Raw genomic sequence first — 18,169 nt, forward strand, 5'->3', positions numbered from 1 at the left:
AGGGCCACGCCGGCCGCGTCACGCCGAGCGCAGTGTCTCCAGTGCCCGTCGGGCCACCTCGCGGCCGATCGGGAGGGACGCCGTCGCTGCCGGGGAGGGTGCGTTCAGGACGTGTACCGCGCGGGCTCCCTCCCGGATCAGGAAGTCGTCCACCAGCGTCCCGTCCCGCAGGACCGCCTGCGCCCGCACCCCGGCCGCCGAAGGCACCAGGTCGTCCGGCGTGACAGCGGGCAGCAGCCGCCGCACCGCCGTGGTGAACGCCCTCCGCGACACCGACCGCCGCAGCTCCCCCGTGCCGTACCGCCAGTGCCGCCGGGCTATCTGCCAGGACCCCGGCCACGCCAGCGTCGCGCCGAGCTCCCGGGGCCGTACGGTCCCCCAGTCGTACCCCTCCCGGGCCAGCGCCGGCACCGCGTTGGGACCGATGTGCACCCCTCCGTCGATCCCGCGCGTGAGATGCACCCCGAGGAACGGAAACGCCGGATCCGGCACCGGATACACCAGTCCCCGCACCAGCTCGGGCCGCGCCAGCGAGTAGTACTCCCCCCGGAACGGCACGATCCGCATCCCCGGCTCGTCCCCGGTCAGCCGCGCGATCTCGTCACAGTGCAGCCCGGCGCAGTTCACCAGCACCCGCGCCCGTACGACGTCCCCCGCAACCGTCTGCACGGCGACCCCGAGCTCCGGGCGCCGGTCGATCCGCCGCACCTCGGCGCCGTACCGGATCTCCGCGCCCGACGACTCGGCCAGCTGCCGCGCGACCCCGACGAAGTCGCACACCCCGGTCGTCCCGACGTGTATCGCGGCGAGCCCCACCACCTCGGGTTCGTACTCCGCGATCTGGGCGCCGCCCAGTTCCCGCACCGGAATGCCGTTCTCCCGGCCGCGCTGCACCAGCCCGTGCAACCGGGGCAGCTCACTGCGCTCGGTCGCGACGATCAGCTTGCCGGTGACGGCGTGAGCGATGCCGTACTCCGCGCAGAACTTGACCATCTCGGCGGCGCCCCGCACCGCGTACCGAGCCTTGAGCGAGCCCGGCCGGTAGTAGATCCCGCTGTGGATCACCCCGCTGTTGCGCCCGGTCTGATGCCGAGCGGGCCCCGCCTCCTTCTCCAGCACGACGACCCGAGTGCCGGGCGCGCCACGCGTGATCGCATACGCCGTGGACAACCCGACAATGCCCCCACCGATCACGAGCACGTCACAGTCGTAAGCGATCCCGGACAGCACCTGCACCACCTCCCACCCCCGATAGTGCACTGCACCACTGACAGTCACTTCAAACGCGGGGGGCGATGCCGCCGTCCGGGGCTCAAGCCGGCGCCATCAGCAGCGGCCGGGCCCGCTCCCTGAGCTCCACCACCCGGGGCTCGTCCCCGTACGGCTCCAGCCGGTGCAGAAGGTCCTTCACGTACTCGGTGGTACGGGCCGAGGAGATGCGCCCCGCGACCTCCACCGCCCGCACGCCCTGCTCGCACGCCGCGTCCAGATTGCCCGACTCGAGCTCGGCGACCGCGGAGACGACGAGCCGCAGCCCGTGCGAGCGTACGAACTCCTCCGTCGGCTTCGACAGCGCCTGCTCCGTGAAGCGGCGGACCTGACGCGGTGCCTTCAGGTCGCGGTAGCACTCGGCCGCGTCGGCGGCGAAGCGGTCGTACGAGTAGAAGCCCAGCCACGACGGGTCGTTGTCTCCGTCCCGGGACCGCTCCAGCCACCCCTCGGCCGCCTTGAGCGCCGCCCCGGCCGCGGCGGCGTCACCCGCACGCGCGTGTGCCCGTGCCTCGACGAGCCGGAAGAAGCTCATGGTGCGGGCTGTGGCCAACCCTCGGTTGCGCTCCAGCGCGGCCTGCGCGAGATCGACGCCCTCGTCGCCGAAGCCCCGGTAGGTCGCCTGCAACGACATCGACGCCAGTACATAACCCCCGAGGGGGACGTCGGCGGCCGCGCGGGCCAGCCGCAGCGCCTGGATGTAGTACCGCTGCGCCGCCTCCTGCTGTCCCGTGTCGAAGGCCATCCAGCCCGCGAGCCGGGTCAGTTCGGCGGAGGCGCCGAACAGGGCCCGGCCCACCTCGTCGGAGTACGCGCCGAGCAGCAGCGGTGCCGCCTCCACCCGTAAGCACTCGGGCACCATGGAGGAACGCCAGTCGCCGCCCCCGTACTTGGAGTCCCAGCGCCTGGCGTCCTCGGCGGCCTCCCGCAGCTTCTGCACATCGCTGTGGCCGACTTTGAGCGGTGCGCCGGAGCTCTCGGAGTGGTTCACCTCGCGCGCGACCGAGCTGTCGGCCGGGGTTATCAGCCATCGTGAGGCGGGCGTTGCGTATGCGCTCACCGCGAAGGAACCGGCGAGGGACTGCCAGATGCCGCCCGCGCCGGACCGGCGGCCGGCGAGGTCGAGACGGTAGAGCTCCGTGGCCGACCTGACGGCCTGTCCGACGTCCCTCGGGAAGGCGAGGCCCACCTCCGGTGCGGGATCCGCGTCCGCCAGGCCGATCTCGTGGAGCGGCACCGGACGGCCGAGTTTCTGGCCGATGGCGGCGGCGATGAGGTGCGGCGCAGCGCCCTGTGGCACCATCCCCTTCGACACCCAGCGCGCCACCGACGTCTTGTCGTAGCGAAGAGTCAACCCGCGTTGAGCGCCAAGATCGTTGACGCGACGCGCGAGTCCTGCGTTGCTGATTCCCGCGAGGGCGAGAACGGCGCCGAGTTTTTCGTTCGGCCCGCGTTGCTCCCTGGACATGCGCCACCCCTCGACACAGACGGCTGCCGCGCTGGCATAACCACGCGGCATTCGTAAACCCAGCGTAGTTCGCCGCATCCCAAGCGTTAAGGGGCATTGTTCCGGATGGCGGGATTGTGGTCCGTACTGAAGTACGGGTCCGATACGCGCAGTTGCGTCGTGCTCCCGTTGTGTGGCCGTGCGCCTGTCCGTGCGCTCTTCTCCGGCCACCGGGGGAGCGCTTCCATGGATGCTGCGTGGGTCGGCCCGCTGTACTGGATCCAGTGGGCTGGGGGACACCGCCGCCTACATCCCCGCGGGCGGCGGACCGGCCCGGGGGGCGAAGTGGCGTCTCCCGGGCTGCGCGCCTGTCGTGCGGCGCGCGGACGTGTACGGAGCGTGCGCAAGCCTGCTTCGATGCCGCCGATTTGGCCGAAAATCGACCCCGTTCCCGTGGGCTGTCAGCCCTCCTACCATGGCAGTTGAGGGCGCGTTAGGCGTTTTTGGGGAGCGTATCGGGGGCGCATTCGCGTCGCACTCCCCTTGCCCCGTGCGGGTGTTCGCAGGCGTACGCGGGTGTTGTCAGGGGCGCGTTCCCCGCATCCCGAGCGGCTCCACCGGCCCTCCGGCACGCTTCCTTCATGGCAGCATGGTGACCGGTTCGAACGGTGCACTGGTTGTCCACAGCCTGTGGAGGCGTCGATGCGGTGGTTGGTGGGATGGAGCAGCACCGCCGCGGGCGTGTCCCAGGTCGGTGCGGCGGGGGCGACCGGAAGCGACGGCGAGACCGTGCACCCGGTGGGTTCCCACCTGCTGTGGGGTGACCCGGATCCGCTGTGGGCGGTCGGCGACTGGCGCCCCGACGAGGTGCGCGTGCTCACCGTCGACCCGCAGACCCGGATCGCGGTCCTCGGCACCTGTGGAGCCTCCGACGAGCAGCTGCGGATCGGACTGCTCGCCGCGCGCGGAGGGGCACTTCGGCATCTGACGGCCTGGTCGGGGGCGTACACGGCGGTGGTCCAGGTGGGCCGCCGGATCACCGTGGGCGGCGACCTGGCGGGCGCCCGGCCGGTGTTCCACACGCCCTGGGCCGGCGGTACGGCCTACGCGACCGCGGCCCTGCCCCTCGCCGACCTCATCGAGGCCAACCTCGACTTCGGGCACCTGGCCGCGCTGCTCGCCGCCCCCGACGTACCGGCCGCGCTCCACGACTCCACGCCCTACGAGGGCGTACGGCGCATTCCGCCGGGGCACGCGCTGATCCTGCGCAACGGCGCCCGCGAGATCGCCGGCTACGAGCCGGTCGCCTCCCTCGCGGTCGCCGCGCCCACCGCCGACGCGGACAGCGCGGTCGACGCGGTGCGGGACGCGCTCGTCGAGGCCGTGCGGGCCCGGTTGTCCGCGCCCCGGCACGTGCCCGACATCGACCCCGGCCCGGTGCCCGGCATGGGGCCCGCCGAACGGCGTGCCGCGCGCGGGATGCCCGTACCGGGGATCGGGGCCGACCTGTCCGGGGGGCCCGCGTCGGGCACGCTCGCCCTGCTGGCCGCCGGGCTTCCGGGCATGCCGGGGACCGTCCTCGGACACGGCACCGGGGCCGGGGAGCGGCTGCTCGCGGTCACCTTCAACGACCTCGCCGTGGGCGGGCGGGAGGCCGAGCTGGAACGGGCGGGGACGCTCGCGGCGAACCCCCGGCTGCACCACGTGGTGGTGACCGGCGGCGAGGAGACGCTTCCCTACGCCGAGCTGGACGGGCCTCTGACCGACGAGCCCGGGCCGTGTCTGGTGACGGCCGCGCGGCACCGTGCCCGGCTGGCCGCGGGCAGCGCCGACCACTTCACGGGGTACGGGGCCCGGCAGGTGCTCGACGCGCATCCGGCGCGCCTCGCGGACCTGCTGATGGACCGCAAGCGGCGCCATCTGGTCCGGCCGGTGGCCGCCCTGACCAAGGCGGACGGTTCGGTGCTCGTCCCCGCGCGCGTGTACGGCGCCGCGCGGCGGCTGGCCCGTACGCCGTACCGGGTCGGTCTGGAGATGCTGGCCGACCGGCTCATGCACCAGCGTTTCGACGAGCCCGGGGGTGCGGTGGGGGCGTCTCTCGCCGCGCTCACCTGGGCCAGACCGGGTCCTGCGGCACGGTGGCTGACGGGTGAGGCGCTCGCTGAAGTATCGGTTCGCCTGCAGGGTGCCACGCACCGCTCCGGGGTGGGTCCGGGGCAGCATCCCGGCGACTTCCGCGCGCGTGCGGCGCTCGCGCGTCACGCGTCCGATCTGCGCGTCCTGGAGCAGGCGGTGGAGATCCGCTCGCAGCGGCTGCACGCGCCGTTCCTGGACAACCAGGTGGTCCGTGCCTGCCGTGCCCTGCCCGAGGCGCTGCGGGTCCGGCCCGGGGCTCGAGCGGAGATCCTCCGTACGGTCCTGGAGGGCGCCGGTGTCTCCGACCTCCCGCCGGGCTGGGGCGCCCCGTCCCACGCCTCCTCGGCCGCGGCGACCCGTACGGGGCTGCGGGTGGCGGCGGACTCCTTGATGTCCCTGTTCAGTACGCCGCTGCTGGCGCAGGCGGGGCTGGTGGAGGCCCGGGTGGTCCGCAAGGCCCTGCGGGCGGCGGCGGAGGGCGAGCCGCTGCCGTTGGACGGGCTGGCGGACCTGGTCTCCCTGGAGCTGTGGCTGGGCCGACTGCTGGCCCGCCGGGGGACGTGCTGGACGGGAACCCCGGCACGCGCGCGTGCGGTGCCGGCGGGGATTCGGCCGCAGCGGGGGGCGTTGGGCGCGGGGGCCTCCGGCGGTTGAGCGGTGTTCGTCCGCGGGTTCGGTGGGGGCGGGCGTTTTTGCGCAGTTCCCCGCGCCCCTGAGTGCCTGCGGCGGCCTGTTGCGGTCTGGTGGGTGCTTGGGTAGCGCGTGCGGTTCGGTGGGTGGGTCGGTGCCGGGGTGGGGGGTGTCCGTCCTCGGTCCGGCGGGTGCTGTTGCTTCATCGGTGCCCGGTATCGGACGCCGGCCGCTGCGGGCGGACACCCCCCACCCCGTCCCCTGCCCGCCGTACGCGGCCAACCGCCCATCGTGGCGCGCGGTCCGTCCTGGCGCAGGTGACGGCAACCCCCTAGGGGCGCGGGGAACTGCGCGATCAGCCCCCACCGGCCCGCACTCGCCCCACAACCTGACGCGGCACCCCCTTACGCTCCTCTCCGAGACAGGCCCGGCAAAAAGGCACAGCCTCCCCCTGAACCCGGTGACAATGAACCGGTGCGGTACAGGATTCTGGGGGTCACCCAGGCAACGGACGACGACGGCACCGTCATACCCCTCGGTGGCCGGCGTCTTCGTGCCCTGCTCGCCGCCCTCGCCCAGCGCCCCGGCCGTGCCGCGAGCGTCGAGACGCTGATCGACGAGGTGTGGGGTGAGGAGCCGCCGCAGGACGCCCCGGCCGCGCTCCAGGCTCTCGTCGGACGGCTGCGTCGTACCGTCGGCAGGGACGCGATCGTGTCCGGCCCCGGCGGGTACCGGCTGGCCGCCGGCGAGGACGACGTGGATCTCTATGTCTTCGAACAGCTCACACGGCGAGGAACCGCAGCCCTGGCACGCGGCGACGCGCTCACGGCCGGCCGGGAACTGACCGCCGCCCTGGCCCTGTGGCGCGGTGACGCCCTCGCCGACCTCCCCGACCGCACCGCCGCGACCCGCCCCGAGGCCCTGCGTACGGAGGCCACCCGGGCCCGCATCGAGGCGGATCTGCTGCTCGGCCGGGCCCAGGACGTCGTACCGGAGCTGAAGGAGTTGACCGGAGCGCATCCGTACGACGAATCGCTGCACGTTCTGCTCATCCGCGCCCTGCGCGACAGCGGCCGGGGCGCCGATGCCCTCGCCGCCTACGAGCGAGCCCGCCGAGCCCTCGCCGACGGCCTCGGCACCGATCCGGGCCCGGAGTTGCGGGACCTGCACGGCGAGCTGCTCATGGCCCCGGTCACCCACCCCCGTGTCGAACGCAGCGGCAACATCCGTCCGCGTCTTACCTCTTTCGTGGGCCGGGAACCCGAGCTCGACGCCATCCGTTCCGAATTGCACAGGGCCCGCCTCGTCACCCTCACCGGACCGGGCGGATCCGGAAAGACCCGTCTCGCCGAGGAAGCCGCCGCCGGGCTCCCGCAGGCGTGGCTCGTCGAGCTCGCCCCGCTCGACCGGCCGGAGGCGGTGCCCGGCGCGGTGGTCAGCGCGCTCGGTCTGCGCGAGACCGTGCTCATGACCACCGAGCTGACGGCCCCGCAGGACGACCCGCTCGCCCTGCTCGTCGAGTACTGCGCCCCGCGCAGCCAACTCCTGATCCTTGACAACTGCGAACATGTCATCGAGGCGGCGGCCCACCTCGCGGAGATCCTCCTCACCCGCTGTCCGGGGCTCACCGTTCTCGCCACCAGCCGTGAACCCCTGGGCGTGCCGGGCGAGTCCGTGCGCCCGGTCGAGCCCCTCCTGCCCGACCAGGCCCACCGTCTCTTCGCCGAGCGCGCCGCCGCCGTCCGCCCCGACACGGACGCCGTGCTCGCCGACAAGGAGGCCGTCGCCGAGATCTGCCGGCGTCTCGACGGGCTGCCCCTCGGTATCGAGCTCGCCGCCGCCCGGCTACGGATGCTGACCCCTCGACAGATCGCCGACCGGCTCGACGACCGCTTCCGGCTGCTGACCTCCGGAAGCCGTACCGTCCTGCCCCGCCAGCAGACCCTGCGGGCCGTCGTCGACTGGTCCTGGGACCTGCTCGACGAGCCGGAGCGAACCCTGCTGCGCGAGGTGTCGGTGTTCGCGGGCGGCTGGGAGCTGGAGGCGGCGGAGGCGGTGTGCACCGGGCCGGCCGCCGAGCTCCTCGGCGCGCTCGTGGACAAGTCCCTGATCGTGGCCACCCCGAGCGAGCGCGACGGCTCGGACGGCATGCGCTACCGCATGCTGGAGACCATCCACGAGTACGCCGTGGAGCGCGCCGCCGAGTGCCCCGAGCTGCGCGCCGCCGCCGAGCTCCGGCACCGCGCGTGGGCGCGTGCCCTCGTCGAGGAGGCGGAACCACAGCTGCGTTCGGCCGGGCAACTCCCGTGGATCTCCCGCCTGGAGGCCGAGCTGGACAACATCCGCGCGGCCTTCGACCGCACGCTCATCGCGGGCGACGAGACGCAGGCCGCCGCCCTGGCGCTCGGCATGGGCTGGTTCTGGTGGCTGCGCAACTACCGCCGCGAGGGCGTGACCTGGGTGGAAGGCGTCCTGCGCCTCGGGGCCGCCCTGGACAGGGGGGCCGCCCTGAAGGACCCGCAGCCGACAACGTCCGACCGTGAGACCGAGGATCCGGTCGACGCCTATCTCGCCACCGCGGACACCGAGACGCACCACCCGGCACACCGCCTGCGGATGAACCTGCGCATGCTCCATCTCTTCCTCAAGTCCGAGACGGAGCCCATGGACGGCGACCTGGACCCCCGCCTCCAGCGCTATGTGGAACTCGTCCAGAACCACTTCGCGCAGGGCGGCCCCGACGCGGCCCGACTCCCGGGCATCGTCTGGCCCATGATCAGCCTCACGCTGAAGGATCCGGTGGACATCCGCCCCATGATGGACACCTGCGTCGCCCACTGCCGGACCCACGGCGACGGCTGGGCCGTCGCCGTCGCCCTGATGTTCCGCACCCACCTCGTGGTCGACTCACCGGGCGGGATGGCCGGTGTGGACGACGACCTGGCGGAACTCCGGATGCTGAGCCGCCGCGTGGGCGACCGCTGGCTTCGCGCCCAGGTCTGCAGTGCGGCAGGCGAGGCGGCCATGGCCCGAGGCCGCTCGGCCGAGGCCAAGGAGGAGTACGAGGAGTCACTGCGCCTCGCCCACGAGGTGGGGGCGTACGCCGAGACGCCGTTCCTCCTCGCCCGGCTCGCCGAGATCGCCTACCGCGTGGGCGACCGCGCCACCGCGCTGACCACCCTGGACGAGGCGAGCGCCGCCGGCGACCTGTACGGCGTCCCCCAGACCCGGGCGTTCGTCAGGATGATGCGGGCTCACATCGCCCTGGAGGACAAGGACACCGCACGCGCGCGTGAGTTGGTCGACGCGGTGCACGAGCAGGTCGGTCAGTCAGCCTCGCCGCCCCAGTTCGCGGTAATGGTGAAGTCGATCGCCGCGATGGTGACGGCCGCCGAGTCGGGCCCGGACCATGGCCTGCCCCTGGTGGCGGACACCGTCCGGGAAGCGATCGAGAAGCGGTGTTCCGACATGGTCGTGGCGACACTCGTGGACGGCGCGGCGGCTCTGCTCTGCGACCTCGGCGACCTCTCGCGCGCGGTCCGGCTGATCGCCGCCGCCGAGCGGTGGCGCGGCGGCTACCCGCGTCCCCACCCCGAGTGCGTGGAGGCGGAGCGCGCCCAGGCCGACGCCCGTACCGGCCTCGGCCCCGTGCGCTACGCGGCGGAACACGCCCGGGGCACGGCTCTCACCCCGGACGAGGCCCTCGCCGAGCTCGACGATGTGGTGCGGGCGCGCGTCATGAACACCTGAACTTCGACTCCGCCCAGTCCGCGAGCATCAGGTCGTCGAAGGGGTTGTGCGGCTCGACCACCAGCCGTACGGTCCTGTGCCCGGCGAGGTTCACATGGACGGGCACGGCCGGGTCACCGCCCTCGACCAGCCCGGACCGCCACAGCCGGACCCCGTCGGCGTACACGGAGAAGTAGACCTTTCCGAGGCCCAGCGTCATGTCGTCGACGCCGACCATCGCGTCGTAGGAGGAGCAGGCGCGGTTGAGGTCGATCGTGACGGAGGAGCGGCCGTGCACGGTCACGCCGTGGGCGTACGTCCGGTCGGCGATCGAGACGCCGTAGCGCTGCCACACCCAGCTGCTCTCGCCGATCCGCATCTCGGGCTCGCTGCCGTCGCCCGAGACGTTGTAGGCCAGCTCGCTCCACTGGTAGACGGCCGGCGGGGCCGGAGCCGGGGGAGTCGGCGGCGGTGTGGGGGTGGGGGTGGGCTTCGAGGGCGGTGTCGGTTTCGGGGTGGGGGTCGGCGTAGGGGCCGGGGTGCGGTTCGAGGGCGGTGTGGGCTCGGGGGTCGCTGTTGGTGTCGAGGTCGAGGTCGAGGTCGGCGTCGGTGGCGGGGTCGGGGATGCTGCGACCGCCGCGACCGGGACCACCGGGGGGTCGGGCCTGTTCGGGGAAGGCCTGGGCGAGGGGTTGGCCGGTTCGACCACCGGTGCCGATGCGGGCGGCTTGGCGTCCGGTTTCCTGGCCGGGCTGTCGTCGCTGATCAGCGCGAGCGCCACCGCGGCGGCGGCCACGGCGACCACACCGGCCGCGATGCCGGCCTTCACCGGTGCGCCGAGCCCCTCCGAGGCCGCGGCGCCGCCTGCGCCCGCCCCACCTGAGGAGCCCCCGCTCGCCGCGGCGGCAGCTCCCGCCGCACCGGCGGCTCCTACCCCGGCGCCGCCCGCGATGAGCCCGGCGGCCTTGGCGTACCCGGCGGCCCCGAACCAGCCGATGACCGCGATGGGTACGACGGCGGGGATGCCACCGGCGACTTCCTTGATCTGGCCCGCGGCCAGCCGGCACTTGGCGCACTCCTCCAGGTGCTTGCGCAGACCCCGTTCGGCACGGGTCCGCAGCCCGCCACGGGCGTAGGCGCCGAGCCGGTCGGCGTAGCGGGCACACTCCTCGTCGCCGGCGAGGCTCGCGCTGACGTGGGCCTGGAGGTAGGCCTGCTTGAGGCCCTCGCGGGCCCGGCTGGCCAGCACGCGCGTGCCGTTGGCGTCGAGCCCGAAGAGGGTGGCGACCTCGCTCGGCGACTCGTCCTCGACCTCGGTGTGCCACAGCACGGCCTGCCAGCGCTCGGGCAGCGACCGGAAGGCCTGCATGGCCATGGACTGCTCGGCCACGCGCATCGCGTGTACGTCGGCGCCGAGGTCCACGGTGTCGTCGTCGGAGACCTCCGAGGTGCGCGCGGCCTGGGCGGCGAACACCGCGAAGTCGTCGACGAGCTGCTCGCGCTTCGCCGACTTCGTCCAGTCGGCGGCGACGCGGCGGACACTGGTGAGCAGATAGGCGCGTACGGCGTGCTCGGGACCGTGGCCGCGACGTACGGCCTGGAGCACGCGGGCGAAGACCTCGGCCGTGAGGTCGTCCGCGGTGTGGCCGTCGCGACAGCAGGTGCGGGCGTAGCGGCGCACCGCGTCCGCGTGGCGCCGGTAGAGCGCCTCGTAGGCCGTGTCGTCGCCGGCGCGCAGCCGCTCGATGAGGCCGGCGTCGGACGGTGGCATCTGCAGGGGCGGGGGCAGGACACTGCCGTCCTCGCGCCGGTCGCGCTGCGCGGGGACGGTGCCCTCGACGGGTTCGCCGCCCTGGGCCGGGATGCCGCCCTGCGGGATGCCCGCGCGGCCGCCCTGGCCCGGCACCTGCGGGGTGCCTCCGGCTTCCCCGTCGCCCTCACCGAGGGGTTCGTTCCGCCCGTCAACGCTCATCGCGGAATGCCCCTGCCGCCGGCCCAACCAGTCCCAACACCGGGTCAGAGTGCCATATTGGCTTTTGGTCAGTGCCCTGCGTGCGGCGCATCCACTCGTCCGTGGGGACTTCCCGCACGGCAGTACTGAGCATCACCGATATGGGGAAGACTCAACTGTCGCGGCCAGTGCGGGAGTTGGTTCACGCACTCGGAAAACGCCGGAACGGTACGGGGTGCGGTCGGCAGCCGACCGCACCCCGCTGTCACCCGTTCGAGTCACACCGGTCGGGACCGCAGCCCCTCCAGCAGGATGTCCAGCAACCGCGCCGAGGCCGCCGCCTGCTGCGCCGCGTCCGGCAGCGAGGGCGCCGCGGTCGCGATCACCAGCAGGACGTCCGACACCGACACGTCGGTGCGCAGCGCACCGGCCGCCCGCGCCCGGTCCACGAGCTGGCCCACGACCTCCAGCAGCGCCGCCGCCCCGGCATCGTCGTCGGCGGCGATCAGCGGGGCCTCCTCCGAGACCAGCCGCAGCTCGCCGGAGCCCGGCGTCGTCCGCTGCTGCGGCACCCGCGTCCCGTCGTAGCCGTCGGACACCTCGTCGGCGACCCCGACGCGCAGCACCTGCGGCGGCAGCAGCCGCCCGGCACCGGACGCGACCGACGTGCGCAGGAAGCGCGACAGCGCCGACCACGGCTCGTCCTCCTGACCGAGCGCCGCCCGTGCCTGGTCGGTCAGCCGGGAGGTCTCCTCCTCGGCTATCCGCCGGACCAGGACGTCCTTGCTCGGGAAGCGCCGGTACACCGTGCCGACACCGACCCGGGCGCGCCGCGCCACGTCCTCCATCGGCGCGCCGTAACCCAGCTCGCCGAAGACCTCGCGCGCCGCGCGCAGTACGTGTTCCAGGTTGCGCTGTGCGTCCACGCGCAGCGGGGCCGAACGCGATCCGTCCCGTCCGTTGCCCGCCGCGCTCATCGTCGAACCCATCGCGCCGCCCATCGCCCCGCCACCGGGTGCGATGGCGGACGCGGTGGACCAATGAGAGTCCTGAATGTGCATAAATAATCCCCCGGTAATGACGTCTCCCCCCGGAGACTCTCCCCGCCATCGAAAGCCGGAGCGTGCGGAACAAGCCCGTTTCGCGAGTCCGCCCGTCGCGGACCCGGAGCGCATCCCCCTACACCCCGTCGACACACGAACATAGTTGAGTGGGGGTCAATTCAGAAGGGGCAGGTTCCGCACGGAGCGCCCCCCGATCGGAGTACGGGTGCCAAACGCCCCGATTGCACCCCCTCCACCCACCCGGCGCACACCCATTGACCTGCGAATACTTCGCGACCTCCGGCGATGGGGCCAGCCCGGCGCACCGACGACTTCCGGTCACACAAATTGTCGAGGCTGTGGACAAACTGAAGCGACGGGTGCGTCATGGGATGGTGAAGGAACGTGCGCGCATTCTGGTTGTCGGCGGCGGCTACGTCGGGATGTACACGGCTCTGCGTCTGCAGCGCAAGCTGAAACGGGAACTGGACCGGGACGAAGTCGAGATCACCATCGTCGCCCCCGACCCGTACATGACCTATCAGCCGTTCCTGCCCGAAGCGGCCGCCGGAAACATCTCCCCACGCCACGTCGTCGTACCGCTGCGCCGCGTCCTCGACCGCTGCCGCGTCGTCGTCGGCGAGGTCACCGCGATCGACCACGCCAAACGCACGGCCCTCGTCACCACCCTCGCCACCAAGGAGGAGCACACGGGCGGCGAGCAGCTGGCGTACGACGAACTCGTCCTCGCCCCGGGTTCGATCGCGCGCACGCTGCCGATCCCCGGCCTCGCCGACCACGGCATCGGGTTCAAGACGGTCGAGGAGGCCATCGGCCTGCGCAACCACGTCATCGAACAGATGGACATCGCCTCCTCCACCCGCGACCCCGCGATCCGCGACGCGGCCCTCACCTTCGTCTTCGTCGGCGGCGGCTACGCGGGCGTGGAGGCGCTCGGCGAGCTGGAGGACATGGCCCGCTACACCGCGCGCTACTACCACAACGTCCTCCCCGAGGACATGAAGTGGATCCTCGTCGAGGCCTCCGACCGCATCCTTCCGGAAGTCGGCGAGGACATGGGCCGCTACACGGTCAGCCAACTGCGCCGCCGCAACATCGACGTACGGCTGAACACCCGCCTGGAGTCCTGCCTGGACCGCGTCGCCGTCCTCAGCGACGGCAATCGCTTTCCCACGCGTACGGTCGTGTGGACCGCCGGCGTGAAACCCAGCCCGCTCCTCGCCGCCACGGACCTCCCGCTCAACGAGCGAGGTCGGCTGAAATGCACCCCCCAGCTCACCGTGGAGGGCACCACGCACGCGTGGGCGGCCGGAGACGCGGCCGCCGTCCCCGACGTCACCGCCGAGGAGCCCGGCACGGAGACCGCCCCCAACGCCCAGCACGCCGTACGCCAGGCGAAGGTCCTCGGCGACAACATCGCGCACGCGCTGCGGGGCGAGCCCCTGGAGACGTACTCCCACAAGTACGTCGGCTCGGTGGCCTCCCTGGGCCTCCACAAAGGTGTCGCGTACGTCTACGGACGGAAACTGAAGGGCTACCCTGCCTGGTTCATGCACCGCGTCTACCACCTCAGCAGGGTCCCCACCTTCAACCGCAAGGCCCGGGTCCTGGCCGAATGGACCCTGTCGGGACTCTTCAAGAGGGAGATCGTCTCTCTCGGATCACTCGAACATCCCCGAGCGGAGTTCGAACTCGCGGCCGGTGGAAAGCATCCTCACGACCCGCCGAACGACCCGAAGGGGTCGTCCTGACCGGACCGAGGAACTCCATGGACCGCCCCGGCGTCTGACCGATGTCGACCTGGTCGGTCACCCTGCCAGACTGGTGCCCGACTTCGGACGGGCAGCCGCCCGCCCCTCGAACCCAGAGGTTTTCCCACCGTGCTGCACCCTCGGGCTGCCGCCCCCGGCCCCCCGGCCGGGCCCGGCGCCGGCCCGAAGACGCCGAAGACGACGACACGAGGCAAGGATTCGTGAACTTCACGCGCTGGAGCGCCCGCCTCCCCGGAACGCAGCGCCGCGCCGCAGCGCGGACCGACGACCTGGTCACCGATGACCGCCTGAGCGAGGGCGCCGTCCCGGCCGCCCGCGCCGAGCAACTGACCGTGCCGGCCCCCGCCGTCGACGAACTGCCCGTACGCGCAGTCCTCGACCGTGTCCCCGCCCTCGTCGCCCTGGTCCACGGCCCCGACCACCGCCTCGCCTACGTCAACGACGCCTATGTGATTGCCTTCGGCCTGCGCCCCATCGGCGAACCGGCGCGCGAAGCCCTCCCGGAGCTCCACGAGCTCGGCCTCCTCCCCCTCCTCGACCAGGTCCTGCGCAGCGGCAAACCGCGCACGGTCAAGTCCCGCAAGGCCCCCGACGGCCGCTCCTACACGTTCACCTGCACCCCGGTGACGGAAGGAAACAGCGGCGGTGGCGGCAGCGGTGTTCTTGTTTTCGCGACCGACGTCACCGACCACGCCGAGGCTGCCGAGCGCCTCAGAGCCAGCGAGCGCCGCCAGCGCGAGACCGCCGTCACCCTCCAGCGCAGCCTGCTCCCCCAGGAACTCGAAGAACCCGACGACCTGCGCGTCGCCGCCACCTACCACCCCGGCGGCACGGAGGCCGCGGTCGGCGGCGACTGGTACGACGTCATCACCCTCGGCGGCGGCCGCACGGCCCTGGTCATCGGCGACGTCATGGGCCGCGGGGTGCGCGCGGCAGCCGTCATGGGCCAACTCCGCACGGCGGTCAGGGCCTACGCCCGCCTCGACCTCCCGCCGCACGAGATCCTCCAGCTCCTGGACGGCCTCGCCATGGAGATCGACGCCAACCAGATCGCCACCTGCGTCTACGCCATCCACGACCCGAACGAGGGCAAGCTGGTCTACGCCTCGGCCGGCCACCTGCCCATCCTGGTCCGCGACGAGAGCGGCGTCGTCCTGCGCGCCGACGAACCCACCGGCCCGCCGCTCGGCACCGGCGGCTGGATGCACGCCTCGGGCTCCATCCCGCTCGGCCCCGGTTCCACGGCCGTCCTGTACACGGACGGCCTGGTCGAACGCCGCAACGAAGACCTCGACGAGGGCATCGCGGCCCTGGAACGCGCCCTGGCCGGCGCCACCGGCACCCCCCAGGTGATCTGCGACCGCCTGGTCCGCTCCGCCGGCGTCACCGCGGAACACGACGACGACGTGGCCGTCATGGTCCTCCAGCACCCGGCCCACACGGGCCCCGACAGCGATCTCTTCCGCAACGCCGCGCTGGAACTGCTGGGCGGCGTCGAGGCGGCTCCACGCGCGCGTGCGTTCGCCTCCGGCGTGCTGACGAGCTGGCGGTTCCCGGTCGAGCTGCACGACCTGGGTGTGCTGGCCGTGAGCGAACTGGTCGCCAACTCGCTCCAGCACGGAATTCCGCCCATGCGGCTACGACTGCGCCGCACCGACCGGCGACTGATCGTCGAGGTCACGGACGGGGACGACCACCTGCCCCGGCGCCGACGCGCGGAACCCGGTGACGAGTCCGGCCGCGGTATCGCCATCGTGGCGACCATCGCGTCGAACTGGGGGTCCCGGCGGACGCCGGGGGGAGGGAAGGCGGTGTGGTGCGAGTTCGTGTTGCCGAAGGGCTAGCGCCGTGCAGGTCAGGCGCTGATGGACTCCGGCCGCTTCCCACCCTGGGCCACCACCCGGCTCCGGCTCAGTGACGGCTGGTTCTGTACGGGGGTCAGCTGCCTGCCCAGCCGAACAGCCAGGTACGTGATGCCCAGCGAGAACAGCAGGAACGTCACGATGTACGGCGTGTGCAGCGAGGCACCCATCGGGCCGCCGACCGCCGGACCGACGGCCAGGGCGAGCTGCTTCACCAGGGCGAAGGCGGAGTTGTACTGGCCCGCCATCCCCTCCGGCGCCAGATCGGCGACCAGCGGCGCCACCGTCGGCGACAGCATCGCCTCGCCCAGCCCGAACAAGGCGTACGTCGAGACGAAGGCGGCCGTGGCCATCTCCGGGCTGCCGTGTCCGAGCCCGGCGTAGCCGGCGGTGACCCATGCCACGGCCCAGATGAGTCCGACCAGGGCGATCACCCGGGACCGCCGCCGCCGCTCGACGAACCTCAGCACGGCGAACTGCGCGACCACGATCATCGCGGTGTTGGCGGCCAGGGCAGTGCCCAGCGCGGAGGTGGAGATACCGGCCGCCTCGACGCCGTACGCGCTCAGGCCCGACTCGAACTGTCCGTAGCAGGCGAAGAACAGCACGAAACCCAGCACGCACAGCTGCACCATGGCCCGGTTGCCGAGCAACTGCTTCCAGCTGCCCTTGGCGGACCGGGTGGGCGCGGCTTCCATGCGCGGCGCGTGCGGCAGCCGCAGGGTCGCCATCACGACCACCAGCAGCAGGAACATCGCCGCCTCGATCGCGAACAGCACAGTGAAGGACGCCGCGCTCGAGGTGTCGACGAGGTGCCCGCCGATGAGACCGCCGACGCCGAGCCCGAGGTTCTGCAGGAAGAACTGCGTCGCGAAGGCACGCGACCGGGTCTCCGAGGTGGAGCAGTCCACGATCATCGTTGCCAGCGCCGGCTGCATCACGGCCTGACCCGCCCCGAGCGCGGCCGCGGACAGCAGCACGGTGGAGGCGTGACCCGCGAGCCCGAGGCTCAGCGATCCGACCGCGGCCGTCACCAGAGCGGTGAGCAGCACCGGCAGCGGGCCCCGTCCGACGATGGCTCGTCCGGCGAACGGCAGCACGATCAACGCCGCCACGGCGAAGACAGCGAGGACCAGCCCCGCTGTCATGGCCCCAAGGCCCCGCACCTGCGCCACATAGACGTACAGGTAGGGGACGGTGAAACCGAGCCCGAACGCGCTGAGTGCGTTGCCCACGTGGATCCGACGCATCGCTGCGCCCCTCGCCCTGGTCACGTTCACCTCTCTCACTAGTTAGGAGTGAAGACTTCAAAGCTAAAGTTCGATGTTGAAGAGTACATACTGAAGGACTTCGAGGCAAAGCAGCTGCGTGCCATACTTCGGCCATGGCCGAGACTCCCGGCGCCCCCGAGCCGACGCTCGAAGAGCAGATCGCCGCCTACCAGCGCGAGTTCAAGGACCTCGACCCCCAGGTCGAGCAGATCGTCTCGGCGCTCTCCCGGCTGAACCGCCGTATGAACGTCGCCTACGGCCGTCAGACCGCCGCCCTCGGCATCAGCAACGCCGAGTGGGAGGTCCTCAAGGCGCTCGTGCTCTCCGGCTCCCCCTACCAGTTGGGCCCCAGTGACCTCGCCAAGCGCCTCGGCCTCACGCCGGCGGCGATGACCCACCGGATCGACCGCATGCTCGCCGAGGGACTGGTGACCCGGGAGCGGGACGAGTCCAACCGCGTGCGGGTGATCGTGGAGCTGACCGCCGAGGGCCGCGAGAAGTGGCTGGAGGCGATGCGACTCGCCACGGTCTTCGAGGAGGACCTGCTCCAGGACCTGTCCGCGGACGAACGCAACACCCTCGGGGACGTTCTCACCCGGCTCCTGCGTAGGGTGGAGCACGCACAGCCGGACGCCGGCGGGCGACTCAGCGACCTCGACTGAAAAGATCTTGACAGAGGATGCTTGACAGCCCCCTGGAGGATCCGTAGAGTTCTTCGGGTTGCCACGGGGCCGTAACGGTTCTGCGGTAGCACCTCCGCCGCGAGAGCGGCCACTCAAACCATCAGAACGATCTCCCAGCCGGGATGAATTCGGTGTGCCCGAATTCAATTCGATTTGGGTGCGGCTCCTCGATTTGGGACCGCAGCGAGAGTCCGCTAAGGTTTGAGACGTCGGAACGGCCCAACAGCCGGGAAGACAAGCCCCCTGACTGGGAATCAGGCCCGAAAGGATCTGATAGAGTCGGAACCGCCGGAAAGGGAAACGCGAGAGCGGGAACCTGGAAAGCACCGAGGAAATCGGAACCGGAAACGGTCTG

10 protein-coding genes are annotated in these 18,169 nt (G+C 72.2%); 5 read left to right on the plus strand and 5 right to left on the minus strand.

What is annotated here, in order from left to right:
• Positions 1 to 18 precede the first annotated feature (18 nt).
• Both lhgO and ACZ39I_RS41370 read right to left on the minus strand, forming a co-directional pair.
• Positions 19 to 1,239, minus strand: a complete 1,221-nt coding sequence (lhgO, locus tag ACZ39I_RS41365) for an L-2-hydroxyglutarate oxidase (RefSeq protein ID WP_451477025.1) — start codon at positions 1,237 to 1,239, stop codon at positions 19 to 21.
• Positions 1,240 to 1,312: 73 nt separating this feature from the next.
• A complete protein-coding gene (locus ACZ39I_RS41370; RefSeq protein ID WP_467250856.1) occupies positions 1,313 to 2,737 on the minus strand; it encodes an MFS transporter in 1,425 nt (474 codons plus the stop codon).
• A 681-nt stretch (positions 2,738 to 3,418) separates the two neighbouring features.
• Between ACZ39I_RS41370 and ACZ39I_RS41375 the strand changes: the two genes are divergently transcribed.
• On the plus strand, positions 3,419 to 5,506 hold the full coding sequence (locus ACZ39I_RS41375; RefSeq protein ID WP_467250858.1) for an asparagine synthase-related protein: 2,088 nt from the start codon (positions 3,419 to 3,421) through the stop codon (positions 5,504 to 5,506).
• A gap of 450 nt (positions 5,507 to 5,956) precedes the next feature.
• Positions 5,957 to 9,232, plus strand: a complete 3,276-nt coding sequence (locus tag ACZ39I_RS41380; protein ID WP_467250860.1) for a BTAD domain-containing putative transcriptional regulator — start codon at positions 5,957 to 5,959, stop codon at positions 9,230 to 9,232.
• On the opposite strand, the gene ACZ39I_RS41385 is transcribed toward ACZ39I_RS41380, so the two are convergent.
• Both ACZ39I_RS41385 and ACZ39I_RS41390 read right to left on the minus strand, forming a co-directional pair.
• Positions 9,219 to 11,183, minus strand: a complete 1,965-nt coding sequence (locus ACZ39I_RS41385) for a sigma-70 family RNA polymerase sigma factor (RefSeq protein ID WP_467250861.1) — start codon at positions 11,181 to 11,183, stop codon at positions 9,219 to 9,221. The genes ACZ39I_RS41380 and ACZ39I_RS41385 overlap by 14 nt on opposite strands.
• A 257-nt stretch (positions 11,184 to 11,440) precedes the next feature.
• On the minus strand, positions 11,441 to 12,223 hold the full coding sequence (locus tag ACZ39I_RS41390; protein WP_467250863.1) for a TetR/AcrR family transcriptional regulator: 783 nt from the start codon (positions 12,221 to 12,223) through the stop codon (positions 11,441 to 11,443).
• 374 nt (positions 12,224 to 12,597) lie between these two features.
• Between ACZ39I_RS41390 and ACZ39I_RS41395 the strand changes: the two genes are divergently transcribed.
• A complete protein-coding gene (locus ACZ39I_RS41395; protein WP_467250865.1) occupies positions 12,598 to 13,977 on the plus strand; it encodes an NAD(P)/FAD-dependent oxidoreductase in 1,380 nt (459 codons plus the stop codon).
• A 221-nt stretch (positions 13,978 to 14,198) separates the two neighbouring features.
• The gene (locus tag ACZ39I_RS41400) at positions 14,199 to 15,842 is read left to right on the plus strand and encodes an ATP-binding SpoIIE family protein phosphatase (protein WP_467250867.1); all 1,644 of its coding nucleotides are present in this window, start codon (positions 14,199 to 14,201) and stop codon (positions 15,840 to 15,842) included.
• 11 nt (positions 15,843 to 15,853) lie between these two features.
• Here ACZ39I_RS41400 and ACZ39I_RS41405 read toward each other — a convergent pair whose 3' ends face one another.
• On the minus strand, positions 15,854 to 17,110 hold the full coding sequence (locus tag ACZ39I_RS41405; protein WP_393602006.1) for an MFS transporter: 1,257 nt from the start codon (positions 17,108 to 17,110) through the stop codon (positions 15,854 to 15,856).
• Positions 17,111 to 17,244: 134 nt separating this feature from the next.
• On the opposite strand from ACZ39I_RS41405, the gene ACZ39I_RS41410 reads away from it, so the two are divergent.
• Positions 17,245 to 17,793 (plus strand): MarR family winged helix-turn-helix transcriptional regulator, encoded by a 549-nt coding sequence (locus ACZ39I_RS41410; RefSeq protein WP_467250870.1) that lies wholly within the window; start codon positions 17,245 to 17,247, stop codon positions 17,791 to 17,793.
• Positions 17,794 to 18,169 lie beyond the last annotated feature (376 nt).

Source organism: Streptomyces sp. NPDC024687, from assembly GCF_055559055.1.